Source organism: Deefgea salmonis, assembly GCF_020531905.1.
GTDB lineage: Bacteria > Pseudomonadota > Gammaproteobacteria > Burkholderiales > Chitinibacteraceae > Deefgea > Deefgea salmonis.
This window is the reverse complement of sequence record NZ_JAJAWG010000003.1, coordinates 87040-103235: the sequence shown is the minus strand read 5'-3', so window position 1 is coordinate 103235 and position 16196 is coordinate 87040. Positions and strand designations below refer to the sequence as shown.

Below are 16196 nucleotides of genomic sequence, written 5' to 3'. Positions count from 1 at the left end.
CTAGAGTATGAAATATCATGATTTACGCGACTTTATGGCGCAACTGGAAGTGCAAGGTGAATTAAAGCGGATTCAGATTCCGGTTTCGCCACGGTTGGAAATGACCGAACTGTGTGATCGTATTTTACGTGCCCAAGGCCCGGCCGTTCTATTTGAAAACGTCACCGGCCATACCATGCCGGTGTTGGCCAATTTATTTGGTACGCCGCAACGTGTCGCGCTGGGGATGGGGGCGAAAGACGTTTCGGCGCTCAGAGACATCGGCCATACTTTGGCTTATCTAAAAGAACCTGAGCCGCCAAAGGGCTTGAAAGACGCGTGGGAGAAGCTGCCGCTTTTAAAGCAAGTCCTCAATATGGCACCCAAAGAAGTACGCAAAGGCCTTTGCCAAGAAAATGTTGTTGCCGGCACTGACGTTGATCTGACGCAACTGCCGATTCAACATTGCTGGCCGGGCGATGTTGCGCCGCTGATTACTTGGGGCTTGGTGGTCACCCGTGGGCCGAATAAAAAGCGGCAAAATCTGGGGATTTATCGCCAGCAGCTAATTGCTAAAAACCAATTAATTATGCGCTGGCTGGCTCATCGTGGCGGCGCACTCGACTTTCGTGAGCATGCCAAGCAAAATCCCGGCGTGGACTATCCCGTCGCCGTGGTACTGGGCTGCGATCCAGCCACCATTCTTGGCGCGGTAACGCCGGTACCGGATTCACTCAGCGAATATCAATTTGCCGGACTGTTGCGCGGCAGCAAAACCGAGTTGGTCAAATGCATCGGTTCTGATTTACAAGTGCCGGCCAGCGCAGAAATCATTTTAGAAGGCGTGCTCAAAGCGTGCGAAACGGGCTTTACTGGTTTTTCTGAACACGGCATAGCACTCAAAGAAGTAAATGGCTTCTTGCATGCCTTAGAAGGCCCGTATGGCGATCACACGGGTTATTACAATGAGCAAGATTGGTTTCCGGTGTTTGAAGTTGAGCGAATCACCAGCCGACCAGATCCGATTTATCACAGCACCTACACTGGCAAACCGCCCGATGAGCCCGCCATCTTGGGGGTTGCGCTCAATGAGGTGTTTGTACCTATTTTGCAAAAACAATTTCCAGAAATCGTCGATTTTTATCTGCCTCCCGAAGGCTGCAGTTATCGGATGGCGATTGTATCGATCAAAAAGCAATATCCAGGCCATGCTAAACGCATTATGTTTGGCGTTTGGTCCTATTTGCGTCAGTTTATGTACACTAAATACATCATTATTGTTGATGATGATGTCGATTGCCGCGACTGGAAAGAAGTCATTTGGGCCATTACCACCCGAATGGATCCGGTTCGTGATACCACGCTGGTTGAGCATACGCCGATTGATTATCTAGACTTTGCTAGCCCGATTTCGGGTTTAGGTGGCAAAATGGGTTTGGATGCCACCAATAAAATGCCCGGTGAAACCAGTCGGGAATGGGGCCGAGTCATTGAGCGTGATGCTGGCGCTGTAGCAAGAATTGATGCAATTTGGAATGAACTAGGGTTGAAATGAAATATGCTGTATAGCTTAATACTCAGTGCTTATTTCTGGAAATCGCAATATGTTATCTAGTCATCGTGAGTTTCAATTTACTGAGGCGGACTTTGAAAAAGTACGCACCTTGATTTACAACTACGCCGGCATTGCGCTGGCGAGTTCAAAACAAGATATGGTTTATGGCCGATTGGCAAAACGCTTGCGCGCATTAAATTTAAAATCATTTAATGACTATTTGCACGTTTTGGAGCGAGGAGACCCGAAGGAATTTGAATTATTTACCAATTCATTAACGACCAATCTCACCTCGTTTTTTCGTGAAGCGCATCATTTTGATATTCTTAATCAGCAATTAAAAACGCTACGTACCGTAGGCGTGATTAATATTTGGTGCTCAGCGTCAAGCACCGGCGAAGAGCCATATTCAATTGCAATTACCGCGTGTGAAGCCTTTGATAGTTTGCGTCCGCCAGTGAAAGTCTTGGCCACCGATTTAGATACCAATGTGCTCGATGTGGCGCGTTTGGGGATTTATCCCGCGGAAGAAGTGCAAAAATTAGGCCCGCAACGAGTGAGCCGATTTTTTAATCAACAAGCCGATGGCCGCTATCAATTAAAGCAAGAGCTACGCGATATGATCGTATTTCGTAAACTCAATTTAATTGAAAGCAATTGGATGATTCGTGGACAATTTGATGCCATATTTTGTCGCAACGTAATGATTTATTTTGATAAGCCGACACAACTTAAAATATTACAACGTTTTGCGCCGTTAATGAAACCCGCCGGTTTATTGTTTGTTGGGCACTCAGAAAATTTATATCATGCGGCGGAATATTTTAAATTGCAGGGTAAAACTGTTTATGAATTAGCTCAAATCAGTCATCCGATTCGATAAATGCAAGCGCGAATTAGTTTTATTACCTTAGTGGTTGCCGATTTAAATCGCGCATTGATTTTTTATCGCGATGCTTTGGGATTAATGCCGCGTAAAGTCACAGAGCACGTGGTTTTTTTTGATTTCTCAACGTTGCAATTGGCTTTGTATTCAATGGATGCATTGGCGATGGATCTAGGCGTGAGTTTGCCTTGTGCCGGCTTAGGGCGTACTGCTTTGGCGCATAATGTCGCCGCTGCGATCGAGGTGGATCAATTGCTGCAACAAGCTTTGCAAGGTGGCGCGGTCTTACTCAAGGCTGCGCACTGGGCGAAATGGGGCGCTTATTGCGCCTTTTTTGCCGACCCGGATGGCCATCTTTGGGAAGTCGTCTGGCATCCTGATTTTGCGTATTCTTAGAAAATAATCGTTTCGATCTCTTAGGTATTGCCTTGTAACTCAATTTAGATATTGCTTTGCTGGCAATACCTCTATTTTTTGTGAAATTGTTATTTCGTCAATGATTGAGATGTCTGCATGGGTGGGCTTATGCGTGCGTGGATTTTGATTGCTAAGCTCAACGCACTGCCGACGGTCAAACTGAGTTGCCGCTTATATTTTTCTCAGCTGGTACCAAATTTGCCCGAGTAACTCGCGCAAAGCATTGCTACTGGTGGCTAAATGCTTGGCGCTTGGCACAAAGCTGACTGGGCTCAATGCTTCGTGATGGTGATAATCGGTCGGTACTGGATAAACAGTAAACCCCGCTTTTTCAAAGCTACGCGTCGCGCGCGGCAAATGATCGGCTGAGCTCACTAGCAGTATATTTGGGTGCTGCGGAAGTAATAATTTCGCGCTTTGAGTTGCATTGTCTGCGCTATCGTTTGAGGCGGATTCAACCCATTGGCTGGTCACGTTAAAATCGTCGAGTAAGCTTTGCTGCATCAGCTGGGCTTCGCTGATACCGCCTTGCGGCGAGCCGCCGCTGACTAAGATGGGCAAATGCGTGATCCGATGAATTTTTGCGGCGTAGCGTAAGCGAGAAAGGGTCACATTATTAATGCTTTCGCCTTCGGCGACATCCTGAGCGCCAAACCGCTTGCCACCACCGAGTACAACCATCGCGCTGGCCTGCGGATTGAATTGGCGCGTTGCTTGCAGTTCAACCTGACTGGCCAGTATATGACTCACTAAAGGGGTGCTGAGTAAATACAGAGCCAATACCGCGCCCAAAAATAAGCCCGAACTCCATTTGGGAGCCCGATGACGCAATAAAAAAGCCACGGTCAGCAAGAGAATCAAACCGCCCGGCGGTAGCAAAAAACTGCTAATGATGGTTTTTAGTAAGACGCTGTATGCCATCGCTGACTCAAGGCAAAAGGATGTAGTTTAATGGCAAAAGCCATCAGCGTAAAAGTGCTTCGAGATGGTCGTGCGCTGACGCTCAATGCGTGGTGGTGGTTTGCCGTGATTGAGTTGGGTATCTTGTTGTACGTGGCATCTAGTCTGCTTTAGAGGGACATACAGTCATAAAAAAACCGGCTTGATCTAAGGCTATAGATCGAGCCGGCGCAGACTGGCTGCGTTTGCTTACATCTGCGATTGCAGATAGTTTTCCAAACTGATTTGACGAATCAGCAATAATTGCTGTTCTAACCAATGCGCGTGATCTTGCTCGGTATCTTCAAGTAAGGTGAGCAATATTTCGCGCGTCACATAATCGTGTTCTTTTTCGCAGATGGCGATCGATTGTTTGAGCGCGCTAGCCACGTCATATTCGGTGTCTAAATCAAGCTGCAACATTTGCGCGACATTTTGGCCAATGCGTAATGGTGTGCGTTCCGCCATATTGGGCGTGCCGTCTAAAAATAAAATGCGCTTGATCAGGAGTGTGGCGTGGCCAATTTCATCTTGGCGTTCATGATCGATGCGGGTAAACAGTTTGTCATAGCCCCAGTTGTGATACATCTGGCTATGGATAAAATATTGATCAATTGAGCTCAGCTCAGCGGCAAGCAAACTATTGAGTGCTTGTATAACGGCAGGATGACCTTGCATGGTGTATTTCCTTATTCGCCAAACGCTTGTGATTGAAGATAGTTGGCCAAACTCATGTCTTTGATGAGGGTTTGTTGAGTTTCTAGCCAGTCGACGTACTCTTCTTCCTCTTCTAATAGATGGGCTAAAAGATCACGGCTGACATAATCTTGCGCGTGCTCACACGCCTTAATCGCCTCGCGCAGCGTATCGAGCATGCCGCTATAGAGCTTTAAATCACAGGCTAACATTTCCGCTACGTCTTCGCCGATGAGTAGCTTGCCTAGTTCTTGCAGATTGGGCAGCCCCTCTAAGAACAAAATCCGTTCAATGAGTTTGTCGGCTTGTTTCATCGCCTCAATCGATTGATGGTAGACCTTGCTATTGAGGTGTTGATAGCCCCAGTTTTTATAAATTCGGGCGTGCAAAAAGGTTTGATTAATGGCTATTAATTCATTGCCCAGCACACTATTGAGCATTTTGAGTATTTTTTTATCGCCTTGCATTGTTCGCTCCAGAGGCTAAAGGGATGGCTTAGCTGAGTGATTATTTTTTAAATCATATCGTCACTCAGTGGATCACGCCATGATGACCCGCGTGCGGCATTCAATTGAAACGCCTGATGGATGATAAGCCACTGCGGCGTCAAGTTGGCAGCGGCTTGCTGCGTTTGTAAAAGTGTACTCTTTTAGTCGGGAATTTCAATGCTTTGTGATTTGTGCTGATGGGCTGATGATCTGAACCTATCTTGGCATGTATTGAGTGGCTGTCGCGATAAATTAAATTGAATTTACTGCTATGCGCATACTGTCTGTCATCAAATCACCGTAAAATTACCTCATTTTGACTGTTGGAGATGGCTGTGATTGCAAGCCCAGAACACATTGCTTTTGCCCAAAAGCTGGCTGATGCCAGCGCTGCGGTGATTGCCCGCTACTACCGTACAGGTTTGGCGATTGACGATAAGCTCGATGATAGCCCGGTGACTCAGGCCGATCGCGAGGCAGAGCAAGTGATGCGCGCTTTAATTCAGGCGGAACGGCCCGATGAGGGGATTATTGGCGAAGAGTTTGGTGCCGAACGAGAAAACGCCGATTGGGTGTGGGTGCTCGATCCAATTGATGGCACTAAGGCTTTTATCACTGGGCGACCGTTATTTGTCACTTTGATCGGATTACTCTACCAAGGCCAGCCAGTGCTGGGCTTGATTAATCAACCGATTGCTAAAGAGCGCTGGCTCGGTGTGATTGGCCAAGGTTGTACGCTTAATGGTGAAGCGATCACCGTGAGCCAAATTAATGATTTAGCCCGCGCACGGGTAGGAACCACAGGTCCGCAATATTTTTCTGCGCGCAGCTGGTCTTTATTTAATCCATTTCAAGCACAGGGCCGCTTTACTGTGTATGGCGGCGACGGCTACCAATATGCTTTGGTCGCAACGGGCGGCTTGGATGTGGTGATTGAAGAAGGCTTAAAACTGCATGATTTTGCCGCGGTTGCGCCGGTGGTGATTGCCGCTGGCGGCATGATGACTGATTGGCAAGGCCAAGCTTTGGTCAAGAATTCAGTTGGGCAGGTGATTGCAAGTAATGGCCCTGTGCTGCATCAATTGGCTTTAGCGGCGATGCACAACGCTTAAAAAAATAGCCCGTTTTTTTAACGGGCTATTTTTGGGTCTAGTTCAAGCGTGGTTTATTTGCAAATACCGAGGTCTTTCCAAACGCCCCATTGGCCAGAAGCCGTTGGTACTTCACCGGCAGTCCACCATTTATTGCTATACAGGCGGCCGTTATAGCTCACTGTGGTATTGGGGGCGGCATAGGTGGTCGCCGCATTCCAAGCCGGAGCACAAGTCGCTGCAGGGCTAGTTGTTGGTGTCACTGGCGTTGCCGTTGGTGTTGCAGTTGGTGTTGCAGTTGCAGTTGGGCTAGTGCTTGGCTTGGCCGTTGGGGTTGCAGTGGGGGTTGGGCTCGTGCTGGGTATGGCCGTTGGGGTTGCAGTTGGTGTTGGACTGGTGCTTGGCTTGGCGGTCGGTGTCGCAGTCGGTACTGGGGTTGGCGTGACGCCACCCGGCGCGGCGATGTCAATTTGATAGCTTACAGTTAAGCCACTGCGATTATAAACGCGGTTATCTTGCGTGCTTTTTACTGGATTAATGGTGTTATTGCTTTGCAATACACCAATGCTGACATACTTGGAGACGCTATTGACTTGTTGGGCCAAGGCAAAAGGCCAGTTTGCCGCGAGATTGGTTTCCAAACCGCTAAAAGCATCAAAGCCCAAAGTCGTACTGGTGCTTTCTAGGTCGCGCCCATCTTGATCAAATAAACGGAAAGTCACCTTGGTGTTCGCGCTTAAGTCTTGTGCCGAACGAATTTGACCGAGCTCTTTAAAGGTCGAAACGCCACCGGTGAAGTTGACATCAGAGCAAGAATAAAATGCTTCAGTGCTGTCGCTACGCTGCCACGCCAAATAGATAATATGCGGGCCTTTTTTGGCCGGTAATTTGCATTGCAATTTATAGCGTTTATTGCTGTCGACGGGCAGATTGCCCAAAGTGCAAAATTTCTCTAAGTCAGCCCATTTCAACGCGGTATTGGGATTCCAGCCATCCCGTGTGACAAACAACTGCCAGTCGCGGGTTTGATGTGGTGCAGTGCCATTGAAAACAAACTCAAAATTACCGTTGGCATCAGGGGCGATAGGCGTTGTCGCCCAGTCGGTGCGCGCTAAATTTAAACCCGCATAATCACTACGACCACCACTGCACAGCTGACCATCTGGCACAAAAGCTTGGTGATTGCCGTTGGGCAATTGGCTCACACCGGGCCAATCGTAAAGCATTTGTTTGCCTGAAGTGGCTGCTGCCGCTTGGCAGGCGGCCGATTTGAGTGTTTCTGGTCCTTCATTAAAACAGCTTAGGCCGCGGCTCACCGGCACTTCCATTGAGCCGTGGGCTGAAACCATTTGCGGCATGAGTAGTGCGCCGCTTGAGACTAAAAAGCTGCTGGCGAGTAAGCCAGAAAGTTGTTTTTTATTCATTCGTCTTCTCCAATCGTTATTTTTTATTCTTAGTCTGAGTTATTTAAGCTTTTGATAATATTGAATAACTCAGCTAAGTCGCGCTAATTTAGCATTAGGCTAAGGGCATAACAACTGTTTCTTACAGGGTGTTGCATTGTGCTTTGCTCACGGCGCGAAACCACTTTTTGTTGTTGTAAAGAATGACTTGAGCGTTGGTTTTTATCCCGATTTGTAAGCAATAATTAAAAATCGCTACGATGCTAAAGCTACAGTGAAGCTGCTTTTTATTGACCTGATCGGTAAGTTAATGGGAAAACCACAGTAATGACGCAGGCACAAGCGTTTTTATTTGAGTCTCAGGAGAATTGAAAAATGCACAGCATCAAGGAAAAAGCCATCTGGCTTTTTATTGCTTTAATGGGCGCGGCCGCCTTTGGCACCATTGCGCTCAATCGAGGCGAATCGATTAACGCGGTGTGGCTGATTGTGGCGGCGATGTCGTGCTATGCGATTGCTTATCGCTTTTATAGCCGCTTTATTGCGGAGAAAGTCTTAGAGCTCAACGATCAACGTCTCACTCCGGCAGAAAAGCACAGCGATGGTTTGGATTATGTGCCGACCAATAAATGGGTTTTGTTTGGTCATCATTTTGCCGCGATTGCAGGGGCAGGGCCTTTGGTGGGGCCGGTGCTTGCGGCGCAAATGGGCTATTTGCCCGGCACTTTATGGCTGCTGGCGGGGGTGATGCTCGCTGGTGCGGTGCAGGACATGATTATTTTATTTATCTCCACCCGACGCGATGGTAAGTCCTTGGGGGAAATGATTAAGGCCGAATTAGGCTCGGTGGCCGGCGTGATTGCGATGATTGGTATTTTGCTGATTATGGTGATTTTGCTCGCAGTGTTGGCCTTGGTGGTGGTGAAGGCGCTGGTGGGCAGTCCTTGGGGCACGTTTACCATTGCGGCGACCATTCCCATTGCCTTTTTTATGGGCATTTATATGCGCTATATCCGGCCCGGACAAATCGGAGAAATTTCGATCATTGGTTTTGTGTTGTTGATGCTGGCGATTGTTTACGGCGGCGATGTGGCGCAAAACCCAACGATGGCGGCGATGTTTACGCTCAAGGGCGAAACCTTGGCTTGGTCGCTGATTATTTATGGCTTTGTCGCTTCGGTGTTGCCGGTTTGGCTGTTGCTTGCCCCACGGGATTATTTGTCGACTTTTCTAAAAATCGGCACCATTATGGGTTTGGCCATTGGGATTATCTACGTGGCACCGACTTTAAAAATGCCCAGTGTGACGCAGTTTATTGATGGTTCTGGCCCGGTGTTTGCCGGCAGTGTTTTTCCGTTTTTGTTTATCACTATTGCCTGTGGTGCCGTATCGGGATTTCATGCGCTGGTAGCGTCAGGCACCACGCCAAAAATGATCGAGCGCGAAAGCCATATTCGTCCGATTGGTTATGGCGCGATGTTGATGGAATCATTTGTCGCGGTGATGGCTTTGATTGCCGCTTGCGTGCTTGAGCCGGGGATTTATTTTGCGATGAATGCGCCTGCCGCGCTGATCGGCAAAACTGCAGCAGAAGCCGCCACGGTGATTTCGAGCTGGGGCTATATCATTACTCCCGAAATGCTGACGCAAATGGCCAAAGATGTCGGTGAAACGACGATCTTGAGCCGTGCCGGTGGCGCACCAACATTGGCCGTTGGCATGGCGCATATCTTAAGCCAAGTCTTTGGTGGCCCTACAGCGATGGCTTTTTGGTATCACTTTGCCATTTTGTTTGAAGCGCTGTTTATTTTAACCACTATCGATGCCGGTACCCGTGTTTGCCGATTTATGATTCAGGATTTACTCGGCACGTTTATTCCGGCGTTAGGCAATACGCAAAGCTGGCCGGCAAACTTGATTGCCACCACGCTGGCGGTGTCGGGCTGGGGCTACTTTTTGTACCAAGGCGTAATTGATCCGCTCGGCGGGATTAATACCTTGTGGCCATTGTTTGGCATTGCCAATCAAATGCTGGCGGGGATTGCGCTGATTTTGGCGACCACGGTGTTGGTAAAAATGAAAAAGCAGCGTTATATCTGGGTGACTTTGTTACCGACCTTGTGGATTTTGGTGATCACGATGACGGCAGGTTGGCATAAATTATTTAATGCCAGTCCGAAAATCGGCTTTTTGGCGCATGCTGATAAATTCAAAGCGGCACTGGCACAAGGTGAATTACTCGCTCCAGCCAAAACTGCCGTGCAAATGCAGCAAATTATCGTCAATGATTATGTCAATGCCAGTCTGTGCGCTATTTTTATGGCGATTGTCATCACCATGCTGTTGGCGGCGCTGCGGGTGATCCATCAAGCTTGGCAGGCCGAGCACTCAACGGTACAAGAAGCTGAGCCGCAGCTGCGTGGCGATGAGGCACCGGCCAATGCCTAAATCGCCGTTGTTGCTGCTGGCACGCATTCAGCAGACTTTTCGTTTGATGGTCGGGGTGCAAGATTACGCGCACTATTTGGCGCATATGGCGGCAAAGCATCCGGAATTAACACCAATGGATAAAAAAGCATTTTATCGGGCCGCGATTGATGCGCGCTATCCGGGCAAAAGCGGCAAGCTGAGTAAATGCCCCTGCTAAATTGACGTTGATCCGCAAAACCGCCTGAAATTAGGCGGTTTTTTTATGGGGGGAATGATTAAATTCTGAGCGGGTACTTGCAGGTTTATATTGGGTATTGGCGTATGTAGTATATTTTATAAGGCTTGTGGACTAATACCCAATGAAATTTCGGTGTAGAACGATGGGGTAGTCAGCGCGATGTCGATTACGCCAGCAGGCGATCAGTAGATCGCGGTCTTTGGCGTGAACGAGGCTCTGTTGACGTTGGGTTTACCCGCTACGGAAAACCGAACGTCAACAGAGCCTAGGGCTTAAAACAAAAACTTAATTAAAACAAAGCCACTGGCGACCGACGTAATTGAGCACACCAAACCGGGCAGCATAAAGCTGTGATTGAGCAGGTATTTACCAATTTTCGTCGTTCCGGTGCGGTCAAAATTGATCGCAGCGATGACGGTGGGGTAGTTGGGAATAAAGAAATAACCATTCACACTCGGGAACATCGCAATCAAGGCCGGTGTTGGAAGCCCTAAAGCAATCCCGAGTGGCAGCATGGCGCGAATCGTTGCCGCTTGCGAATACAATAAAATCGACATCCCAAATAGCGCCACGGCAAATAGCCAAGGCTGCGCGGTCACAATGTCTTTAATCGAGCCGGAGAAGAACGCCAAATTGCCTTGAATAAAGGTGTCTCCCATCCAAGCCACACCAAAAATCCCAATCACGGCCGCAGAGCCGGCGCGAAATACTGAGCCTTTAATGACTGCTTCTGGGTTCACTTTACTGCTGATTAAAATCAATGCAGCTGCAGAGAGCATCACCATCTCAATGGCTTGCGACATATTGAGCTTGATCGTTGCGCCATCAACCACCCACGATGGACGCAGCTCGGGGAAAGTACCCAGTAACACCACGCTGACCACGGCCACAAAAAACAGCCCGACTGAACGGCGAGCGCCTTGGGGAAGCGTCTTTTGCTCACGATTTTTTTCTTGCGCAAAATCGCCACGTTCCAGGCGTTCGCGGTATACCGGATCCAGATGCAATTCGCAACCTTGGCGGCTGGCCATTAAAGCGCCGGCCATGGTGCCGATTAAGGTGGCCGGAATGGCGATTTGTAAAATGTCGCCTAAATGAATACCCGCTGGCGACAACAAAGCCAATAAGGCCACGGTCGCCGCTGAAATTGGACTGGCGGTAATCGCCGCTTGCGATGCAATTACCGCAATCGATAATGGCCGCTCAGGGCGAACGCCCGATTCATGCGCGACTTCGGCAATCACCGGCAAAACCGCATACGCCACATGGCCGGTACCGGCAAATAAAGTGAAGCAGTAGGTGACTAAAGGCGCGAAAAAAGTAATTCGCTTGGGATTACGGCGTAGGATTTTTTCGGCAATGCGCACCAGAAAGTCCATACCCCCTGCTGCTTGTAAACAGCCTGCCGTGGTGATGACCGCAATAATCATCAGCATGACATCGATCGGGGCTGAGGTCGGTTGTAAACCAAAACCAAACACCAAGATGGTTAAGCCTAAGCCACCCATGACACCCAGGCCAATTCCTGATAGTCGTGCACCCAGTAAGATCGCCGATAAGACGACTAATAATTCAAGAGCAATCAAAACGTTATCCTCAATCAGAAGGGGCGCAATGCTGCCATAAAAGCCAATGCCTTGCTTTGTCCGAGTCGACTATTTGGTGGGTAAGGGTAATATTTACGCTGACCGGTGCTTTCACGCTTTAGCTTAGTGCTGATCGATCGATTCAGCCAACATCAGCTTACTTTTTTATCGACTTAGCTGAGCCAAAGATGTCTGTTTTATGTCTGTTTTATGTGTTTTTTAGACGGCAGGCTGACTTTTTTATAACAAAAATTAGGTGTGTCACTTAATATTAAAACGTGATTTTCACTGTTGGAGGCCATCATGTCCGATGAGATTTTGTTTATGCTGGTCTTGTTTGCGGCGACTTTTTTCCCGATTTTGGCGTGGCTGCTACCACATAAAAAAAGCGTATTTCCTCCTCGCTCTGCAACATTGGATGCCGATACTCAGCAGCGCGTGAACTGAATGCAGCTCTGCCAATAAGTGGGTATTGCTATCCATGCGCTTTAAATAAAGTGCTAGCTAGCAATACCCACTTTCAATTAACAATGTTCAGCTTAACGCTTGGTCAGTTCATCCCAGACTTTATTTAAACGCTTGAGTGAAACCGGATACGGCGTTTTTAGTTCTTGCGCAAAGAGGCCAATGCGTAATTCTTCAATCATCCATCTAAACGGCAGTAATTTAGCCGTATCACGACCTTCTTTTTGCCACTTGCCGATTTCAGCGATATACCTTGCCATTAGCTCATTGACCTCGGCACCCCGTTGACCGTCTCGCGATGGGTTTTGCGCGCGTTTTTCTAAGCGTATTTTCATCGCCTTGATATACAGCGGTAAACGCGGCATTTGCTCCCACGGGGTTGCACTTAAAAATCCCGGATAAATCAGCGTGGCCAATTGGGTTTTAAGTTCATTTTGAATATTGCCACCTTTGGCCAATAAGCCGCTGAGGGCAACAAAGTCGGGGGCAATCTCATTTAAAATCCGCAATACGCCATCCCGCACCGAAGGAAGACGCACCCGAGCACGGCTTTTTTGCTCGTTAAATGCCTTCATTTTACGCGGTGCTTCATCGTCACCAAGAAAAGCGCGGTTGCAAATACAGCCAATCACGTCGGTCATTAGCTCATCGCTATTGCCAAGGCTGCGAAAATGAATCGCCAGTTGATTAAAATTGGGCAGGCTTTTTGGTAGTTGTTTGAGGTGATCTTTCAGTTCAAATTGCAATAACCGAATCACGCCGGCGCGATGCGCTTCATCGGCGGCATGTTCAGTATCAAATAAGCGGATGGCGACGCAGTCTTTTCGGCTACCATCGGCGGCGACTTCTTCATCGGGCACGAGTCCGGGGTAGCCGGTCATGGCTTTACCATGGCGCTTAAAGCTCAGTTTATTGGGGAGGTCACCAAAATCCCATTTGGTGATGCCTGATTTTTCAATGCCGGTGGTTTCATCGGCCGTATCGCGAAAGGTGAGTTGGGCTGCCTCGCCCAATTGGGCGCGAATCGCAATCAAGTCGCGGCCTTGGGCGAGTTCTTGCCCCGCATCGTCGATCACCCGGAAGTTCATTCGCAAATGCAGTGGCAAATCATTGGGGTTGAGCTCGTCAGCGCTCACGGGCTGCCCCACGCCACGGGTAATGCATTGCGCCAGTTGCGGTAATAATGGTTCTTCGCGGCTGGCCGTTTCGAGTGCGGTGAGCATTTTGGTGGCAAATTCCGGCACCGGCACGCACAGACGGCGAATCGATTTGGGGAGCGACTTAATCAATAAGGTGATTTTTTCGCGAATCAGCCCCGGTACCAGCCAATCAAACGTAGCGTGATTGACGCGATTCAGTAGATGCAAGGGCAGGGTAATGGTCACACCATCAAGGGTATGGCCGGGTTCAAAGCGATACCCCAGAGGCAGTTTGACATCATGCAGTCGGAAAAACTCGGGGTATTGCTCCTCAGTCACCGCTGCCGCGCTGTGCTGCATTAAATCGTCTTTTTGCAGATACAGCAGTTGTGGATTGAGTTTTTCTGCGCCTTTACGCCAAGCTTCAAAACCGGCGCCATTGACAATATCTTGCGGAATGCGAGTGTCAAAAAAAGCAAATAAGGCATTTTCATCGACCAAGACGTCTTGGCGACGCGCTTTGTGTTCGAGCTCTTCAACGTCGAGCAGCATGGCAAAGTTATGCTCAAAGAACTTGGCTTTGCAATTGTAATTAAAGCGCACTAAGGCTTCGCGAATAAACATCTCGCGCGCCTCAGTGGGGTTGATACTCCCATAGTGTACTTGCCTGCGGGCGACAATCGGTAAGCCATACAGCGTAATACGTAGTGATGCATTCACTTGCGCGCTGTCTTTGCTCCAGTGCGGATCAAAATATTGTTTTTTGATGAGATGCGGCGCGAGCTTTTCCACCCATTCTGGCTCAATCACCGCAACGCAGCGGGCGTACAGCTTGCTGGTTTCCACCAATTCTGCGGCAACAATCCATTTGGGGCGGGCTTTTTTCAGGCTAGAGCCAGGAAACACATTAAATTTAAGGCCGCGAGCGCCAAGGTATTCGTCGTTTTCTGGTTGTTTAAACCCCAAATTGCCCAGCAAGCCGGTCATCAAGGCTTTGTGAATTTGCTCAAATGTCGCGGGCTTTTCGTTTAGGCGAAACGGTGCGCTGCGGCTGCGCGAATCGCTAGCTTCATCGCTAATTACCATATCGGACAACTGTTTGTGTAGCTCGCGCCATTCGCGTAAGCGTAAGTAGGACAAGAACGACCGGTGACAATCTTGGACTAGCTGGCGGTTGGTGGTTTTGTCGGCCAGCAGTTTTTCAAAGAAATCCCACAAACGCAAATAGGATAAAAAGTCGGATTTTTCTTCATTAAACTTGGCGTGCGCTTGATCGGCTGCAGCGCGCGCATCATACGGACGCTCGCGTGGATCTTGTAGCGACAGACCTGAGGTAATAATCAGCATTTCTTTCAGGCAACCCTCATCACGCCCAGCCAGCAGCATGCGGCCAACGCGTGGGTCTACCGGTAAGCGGGATAATTGCCGGCCGATATCAGTGAGGGTATCGCTCTCGGTCACAGCACCTAATTCGCGTAGCTGTTGATACCCATCCGAAATGAGTTTACTCGATGGTGCTTCTAAAAATGGAAACTGATCGACATTGCCGAGTTTAAGCGCGGCCATGCGCAAAATCACGCCGGCCAAGCTGGAGCGCGTGATTTCTGGGTCGGTAAATTCCGAACGCAGCAAAAAATCTTGCTCAGAATACAAGCGCACGCAAATGCCGCTGGCAACGCGCCCGCAGCGCCCTGCGCGCTGGCGTGCTGACGCTTGCGATATTTTTTCGATTAGCAATTGCTCGACTTTGGCGCGTGGGCTGTAGCGGTTAATTCGCGCTTGGCCGCTGTCGATCACGTAGCGGATACCGGGTACTGTGAGGGACGTCTCGGCCACATTGGTCGCCAGCACGATACGTCGACCAGTGCTGCTCGGGCGAAAGATCCGCTGTTGGTCTTCGTTGGATAATCGGGCAAATAGCGGCAAAATTTCAGCGTCACGTAACTTGGCTTTGCGTAATTCTTCGGCGGTTTCGCGGATTTCGCGCTCGCCAGGCAAAAACACCAGCACATCACCGCTACCGTCTTTGCGCCATAACTCATCTACCGCTTGGGCGATGGCTTCTTCCATTTCGATTTCTTGATCGTCTTCATCCTTGCTGGCGAGTGCTTTGTAGCGCACTTCGACCGGGAAGGTGCGACCAGAGACTTCAAGTACCGGGGCATTATTAAAATGCTGGCTGAAACGATCCGAATCAATGGTCGCCGAGGTGACGATGACTTTGAGGTCGGGGCGGCGCGGGAGTAATTGTTTGAGGTAGCCGAGCAAAAAATCAATATTTAAGCTGCGCTCGTGCGCCTCGTCGATGATGATGGTGTCGTATTGATTGAGGTAGCGATCAGACAGTGTTTCGGCGAGCAAAATCCCGTCAGTCATCAATTTGATGTATGACGATGGTGAGCTTTTGTCGGTAAATCGGACTTTATAGCCGACGATGCTACCGGTTTCGCTATTGAGCTCTTGCGCGATACGGCTGGCCACCGAGCGGGCAGCAAGGCGGCGTGGCTGAGTATGGCCAATCAGCCCACGGACACCACGCCCGAGTTCGAGGCAGATTTTTGGCAATTGCGTGGTTTTACCCGAGCCGGTTTCGCCGCAAATAATCACCACTTGATGCTTGGCAATCGCCGCTTTGATCTCATCGCGCCGCTGATTGACTGGCAGGCTATCGTCGTATTGAGGTTTGGGCAGATTGTCGCGGCGAAGCTGGGCTTTGGCGAATGACTTTTCGATTCCGGCGGTCAGCTCTGCGAGTTGCGGCGCGAAATCTTGCTGCTTTTTCTGCCGATCACTGCATTGCTGGAGTTGGCGAGAAAGCGTGGGGTAGTCATTGGATAGACAGTCAGCGATGTGTGCGCGTAGAGCGCGAAAATCCAGATTCATT

Annotated in this window: 14 protein-coding genes; 8 read left to right on the top strand and 6 right to left on the bottom strand. The window is 49.3% G+C overall.

The window, feature by feature from the left end; all coding sequences use genetic code 11:
• The first annotated feature begins 7 nt into the window (after nucleotides 1-7).
• Genes ubiD through LG219_RS06730 form a run of 3 tightly spaced genes read left to right on the top strand, consistent with a single transcriptional unit; the run spans nucleotide 8 to nucleotide 2816 of the window.
• Nucleotides 8-1534: a 4-hydroxy-3-polyprenylbenzoate decarboxylase gene (ubiD, locus tag LG219_RS06740; protein ID WP_226763759.1), complete on the top strand. Its 1527-nt coding sequence runs from the start codon at nucleotides 8-10 to the stop codon at nucleotides 1532-1534.
• A 49-nt stretch (nucleotides 1535-1583) separates the two neighbouring features.
• A complete protein-coding gene (locus tag LG219_RS06735; protein WP_226763758.1) occupies nucleotides 1584-2417 on the top strand; it encodes a CheR family methyltransferase in 834 nt (277 codons plus the stop codon).
• Nucleotides 2418-2816 (top strand): VOC family protein, encoded by a 399-nt coding sequence (locus tag LG219_RS06730; protein WP_226763757.1) that lies wholly within the window; start codon nucleotides 2418-2420, stop codon nucleotides 2814-2816.
• A gap of 192 nt (nucleotides 2817-3008) precedes the next feature.
• Here LG219_RS06730 and LG219_RS06725 read toward each other — a convergent pair whose 3' ends face one another.
• Nucleotides 3009-3758: a YdcF family protein gene (locus LG219_RS06725; protein ID WP_226763756.1), complete on the bottom strand. Its 750-nt coding sequence runs from the start codon at nucleotides 3756-3758 to the stop codon at nucleotides 3009-3011.
• A gap of 30 nt (nucleotides 3759-3788) precedes the next feature.
• Here LG219_RS06725 and LG219_RS15405 point away from each other — a divergent pair, with 30 nt between their 5' ends.
• The gene (locus tag LG219_RS15405; RefSeq protein WP_284691618.1) at nucleotides 3789-3911 is read left to right on the top strand and encodes a hypothetical protein; all 123 of its coding nucleotides are present in this window, start codon (nucleotides 3789-3791) and stop codon (nucleotides 3909-3911) included.
• A gap of 75 nt (nucleotides 3912-3986) precedes the next feature.
• On the opposite strand, the gene bfr (LG219_RS06720) is transcribed toward LG219_RS15405, so the two are convergent.
• Together bfr (LG219_RS06720) and bfr (LG219_RS06715) are read right to left on the bottom strand one after the other, a co-directional pair.
• Nucleotides 3987-4454: a bacterioferritin gene (bfr, locus tag LG219_RS06720; RefSeq protein ID WP_226763755.1), complete on the bottom strand. Its 468-nt coding sequence runs from the start codon at nucleotides 4452-4454 to the stop codon at nucleotides 3987-3989.
• Nucleotides 4455-4465: 11 nt separating this feature from the next.
• Nucleotides 4466-4939 (bottom strand): bacterioferritin, encoded by a 474-nt coding sequence (bfr, locus tag LG219_RS06715; protein ID WP_226763754.1) that lies wholly within the window; start codon nucleotides 4937-4939, stop codon nucleotides 4466-4468.
• Nucleotides 4940-5289: 350 nt separating this feature from the next.
• Between bfr (LG219_RS06715) and hisN the strand changes: the two genes are divergently transcribed.
• A complete protein-coding gene (hisN, locus tag LG219_RS06710) occupies nucleotides 5290-6072 on the top strand; it encodes a histidinol-phosphatase (RefSeq protein WP_226763753.1) in 783 nt (260 codons plus the stop codon).
• Between the two features lie 53 nt (nucleotides 6073-6125).
• On the opposite strand, the gene LG219_RS06705 is transcribed toward hisN, so the two are convergent.
• Nucleotides 6126-7475, bottom strand: coding sequence for a lytic polysaccharide monooxygenase (locus LG219_RS06705; RefSeq protein WP_226763752.1), 1350 nt, complete (start codon nucleotides 7473-7475; stop codon nucleotides 6126-6128).
• Nucleotides 7476-7829: 354 nt separating this feature from the next.
• Here LG219_RS06705 and LG219_RS06700 point away from each other — a divergent pair, with 354 nt between their 5' ends.
• Entirely contained in the window at nucleotides 7830-9902 is a 2073-nt protein-coding gene (locus LG219_RS06700) for a carbon starvation CstA family protein (protein ID WP_226763751.1), read from the top strand.
• The gene (locus LG219_RS06695; protein ID WP_226763750.1) at nucleotides 9895-10101 is read left to right on the top strand and encodes a YbdD/YjiX family protein; all 207 of its coding nucleotides are present in this window, start codon (nucleotides 9895-9897) and stop codon (nucleotides 10099-10101) included. Before LG219_RS06700 ends, LG219_RS06695 begins: the two co-directional genes overlap by 8 nt.
• A gap of 293 nt (nucleotides 10102-10394) precedes the next feature.
• Here LG219_RS06695 and LG219_RS06690 read toward each other — a convergent pair whose 3' ends face one another.
• Nucleotides 10395-11708, bottom strand: coding sequence for an anaerobic C4-dicarboxylate transporter family protein (locus LG219_RS06690; RefSeq protein WP_226763749.1), 1314 nt, complete (start codon nucleotides 11706-11708; stop codon nucleotides 10395-10397).
• Between the two features lie 303 nt (nucleotides 11709-12011).
• Here LG219_RS06690 and LG219_RS06685 point away from each other — a divergent pair, with 303 nt between their 5' ends.
• The gene (locus tag LG219_RS06685; RefSeq protein WP_226763748.1) at nucleotides 12012-12155 is read left to right on the top strand and encodes a hypothetical protein; all 144 of its coding nucleotides are present in this window, start codon (nucleotides 12012-12014) and stop codon (nucleotides 12153-12155) included.
• A gap of 92 nt (nucleotides 12156-12247) precedes the next feature.
• Here the strand turns inward: LG219_RS06685 and hrpA are convergent, their stop codons facing one another.
• Entirely contained in the window at nucleotides 12248-16195 is a 3948-nt protein-coding gene (gene hrpA / locus LG219_RS06680) for an ATP-dependent RNA helicase HrpA (RefSeq protein WP_226763747.1), read from the bottom strand.
• Nucleotide 16196 lies beyond the last annotated feature (1 nt).

Excerpts from the sequence above, each read along its gene's own strand:
- ubiD (WP_226763759.1), top strand. The coding sequence starts at position 8 with ATGAAATATCATGATTTACGCGACTTTATGGCGCAACTGGAAGTGCAA.
- LG219_RS06735 (WP_226763758.1), top strand. The coding sequence starts at position 1,584 with ATGTTATCTAGTCATCGTGAGTTTCAATTTACTGAGGCGGACTTTGAA.
- LG219_RS06730 (WP_226763757.1), top strand. The coding sequence starts at position 2,418 with ATGCAAGCGCGAATTAGTTTTATTACCTTAGTGGTTGCCGATTTAAAT.
- LG219_RS06725 (WP_226763756.1), bottom strand. The coding sequence starts at position 3,758 with ATGGCATACAGCGTCTTACTAAAAACCATCATTAGCAGTTTTTTGCTA.
- LG219_RS15405 (WP_284691618.1), top strand. The coding sequence starts at position 3,789 with ATGGCAAAAGCCATCAGCGTAAAAGTGCTTCGAGATGGTCGTGCGCTG.
- bfr (WP_226763755.1), bottom strand. The coding sequence starts at position 4,454 with ATGCAAGGTCATCCTGCCGTTATACAAGCACTCAATAGTTTGCTTGCC.
- bfr (WP_226763754.1), bottom strand. The coding sequence starts at position 4,939 with ATGCAAGGCGATAAAAAAATACTCAAAATGCTCAATAGTGTGCTGGGC.
- hisN (WP_226763753.1), top strand. The coding sequence starts at position 5,290 with ATGGCTGTGATTGCAAGCCCAGAACACATTGCTTTTGCCCAAAAGCTG.
- LG219_RS06705 (WP_226763752.1), bottom strand. The coding sequence starts at position 7,475 with ATGAATAAAAAACAACTTTCTGGCTTACTCGCCAGCAGCTTTTTAGTC.
- LG219_RS06700 (WP_226763751.1), top strand. The coding sequence starts at position 7,830 with ATGCACAGCATCAAGGAAAAAGCCATCTGGCTTTTTATTGCTTTAATG.
- LG219_RS06695 (WP_226763750.1), top strand. The coding sequence starts at position 9,895 with ATGCCTAAATCGCCGTTGTTGCTGCTGGCACGCATTCAGCAGACTTTT.
- LG219_RS06685 (WP_226763748.1), top strand. The coding sequence starts at position 12,012 with ATGTCCGATGAGATTTTGTTTATGCTGGTCTTGTTTGCGGCGACTTTT.
- hrpA (WP_226763747.1), bottom strand. The coding sequence starts at position 16,195 with ATGAATCTGGATTTTCGCGCTCTACGCGCACACATCGCTGACTGTCTA.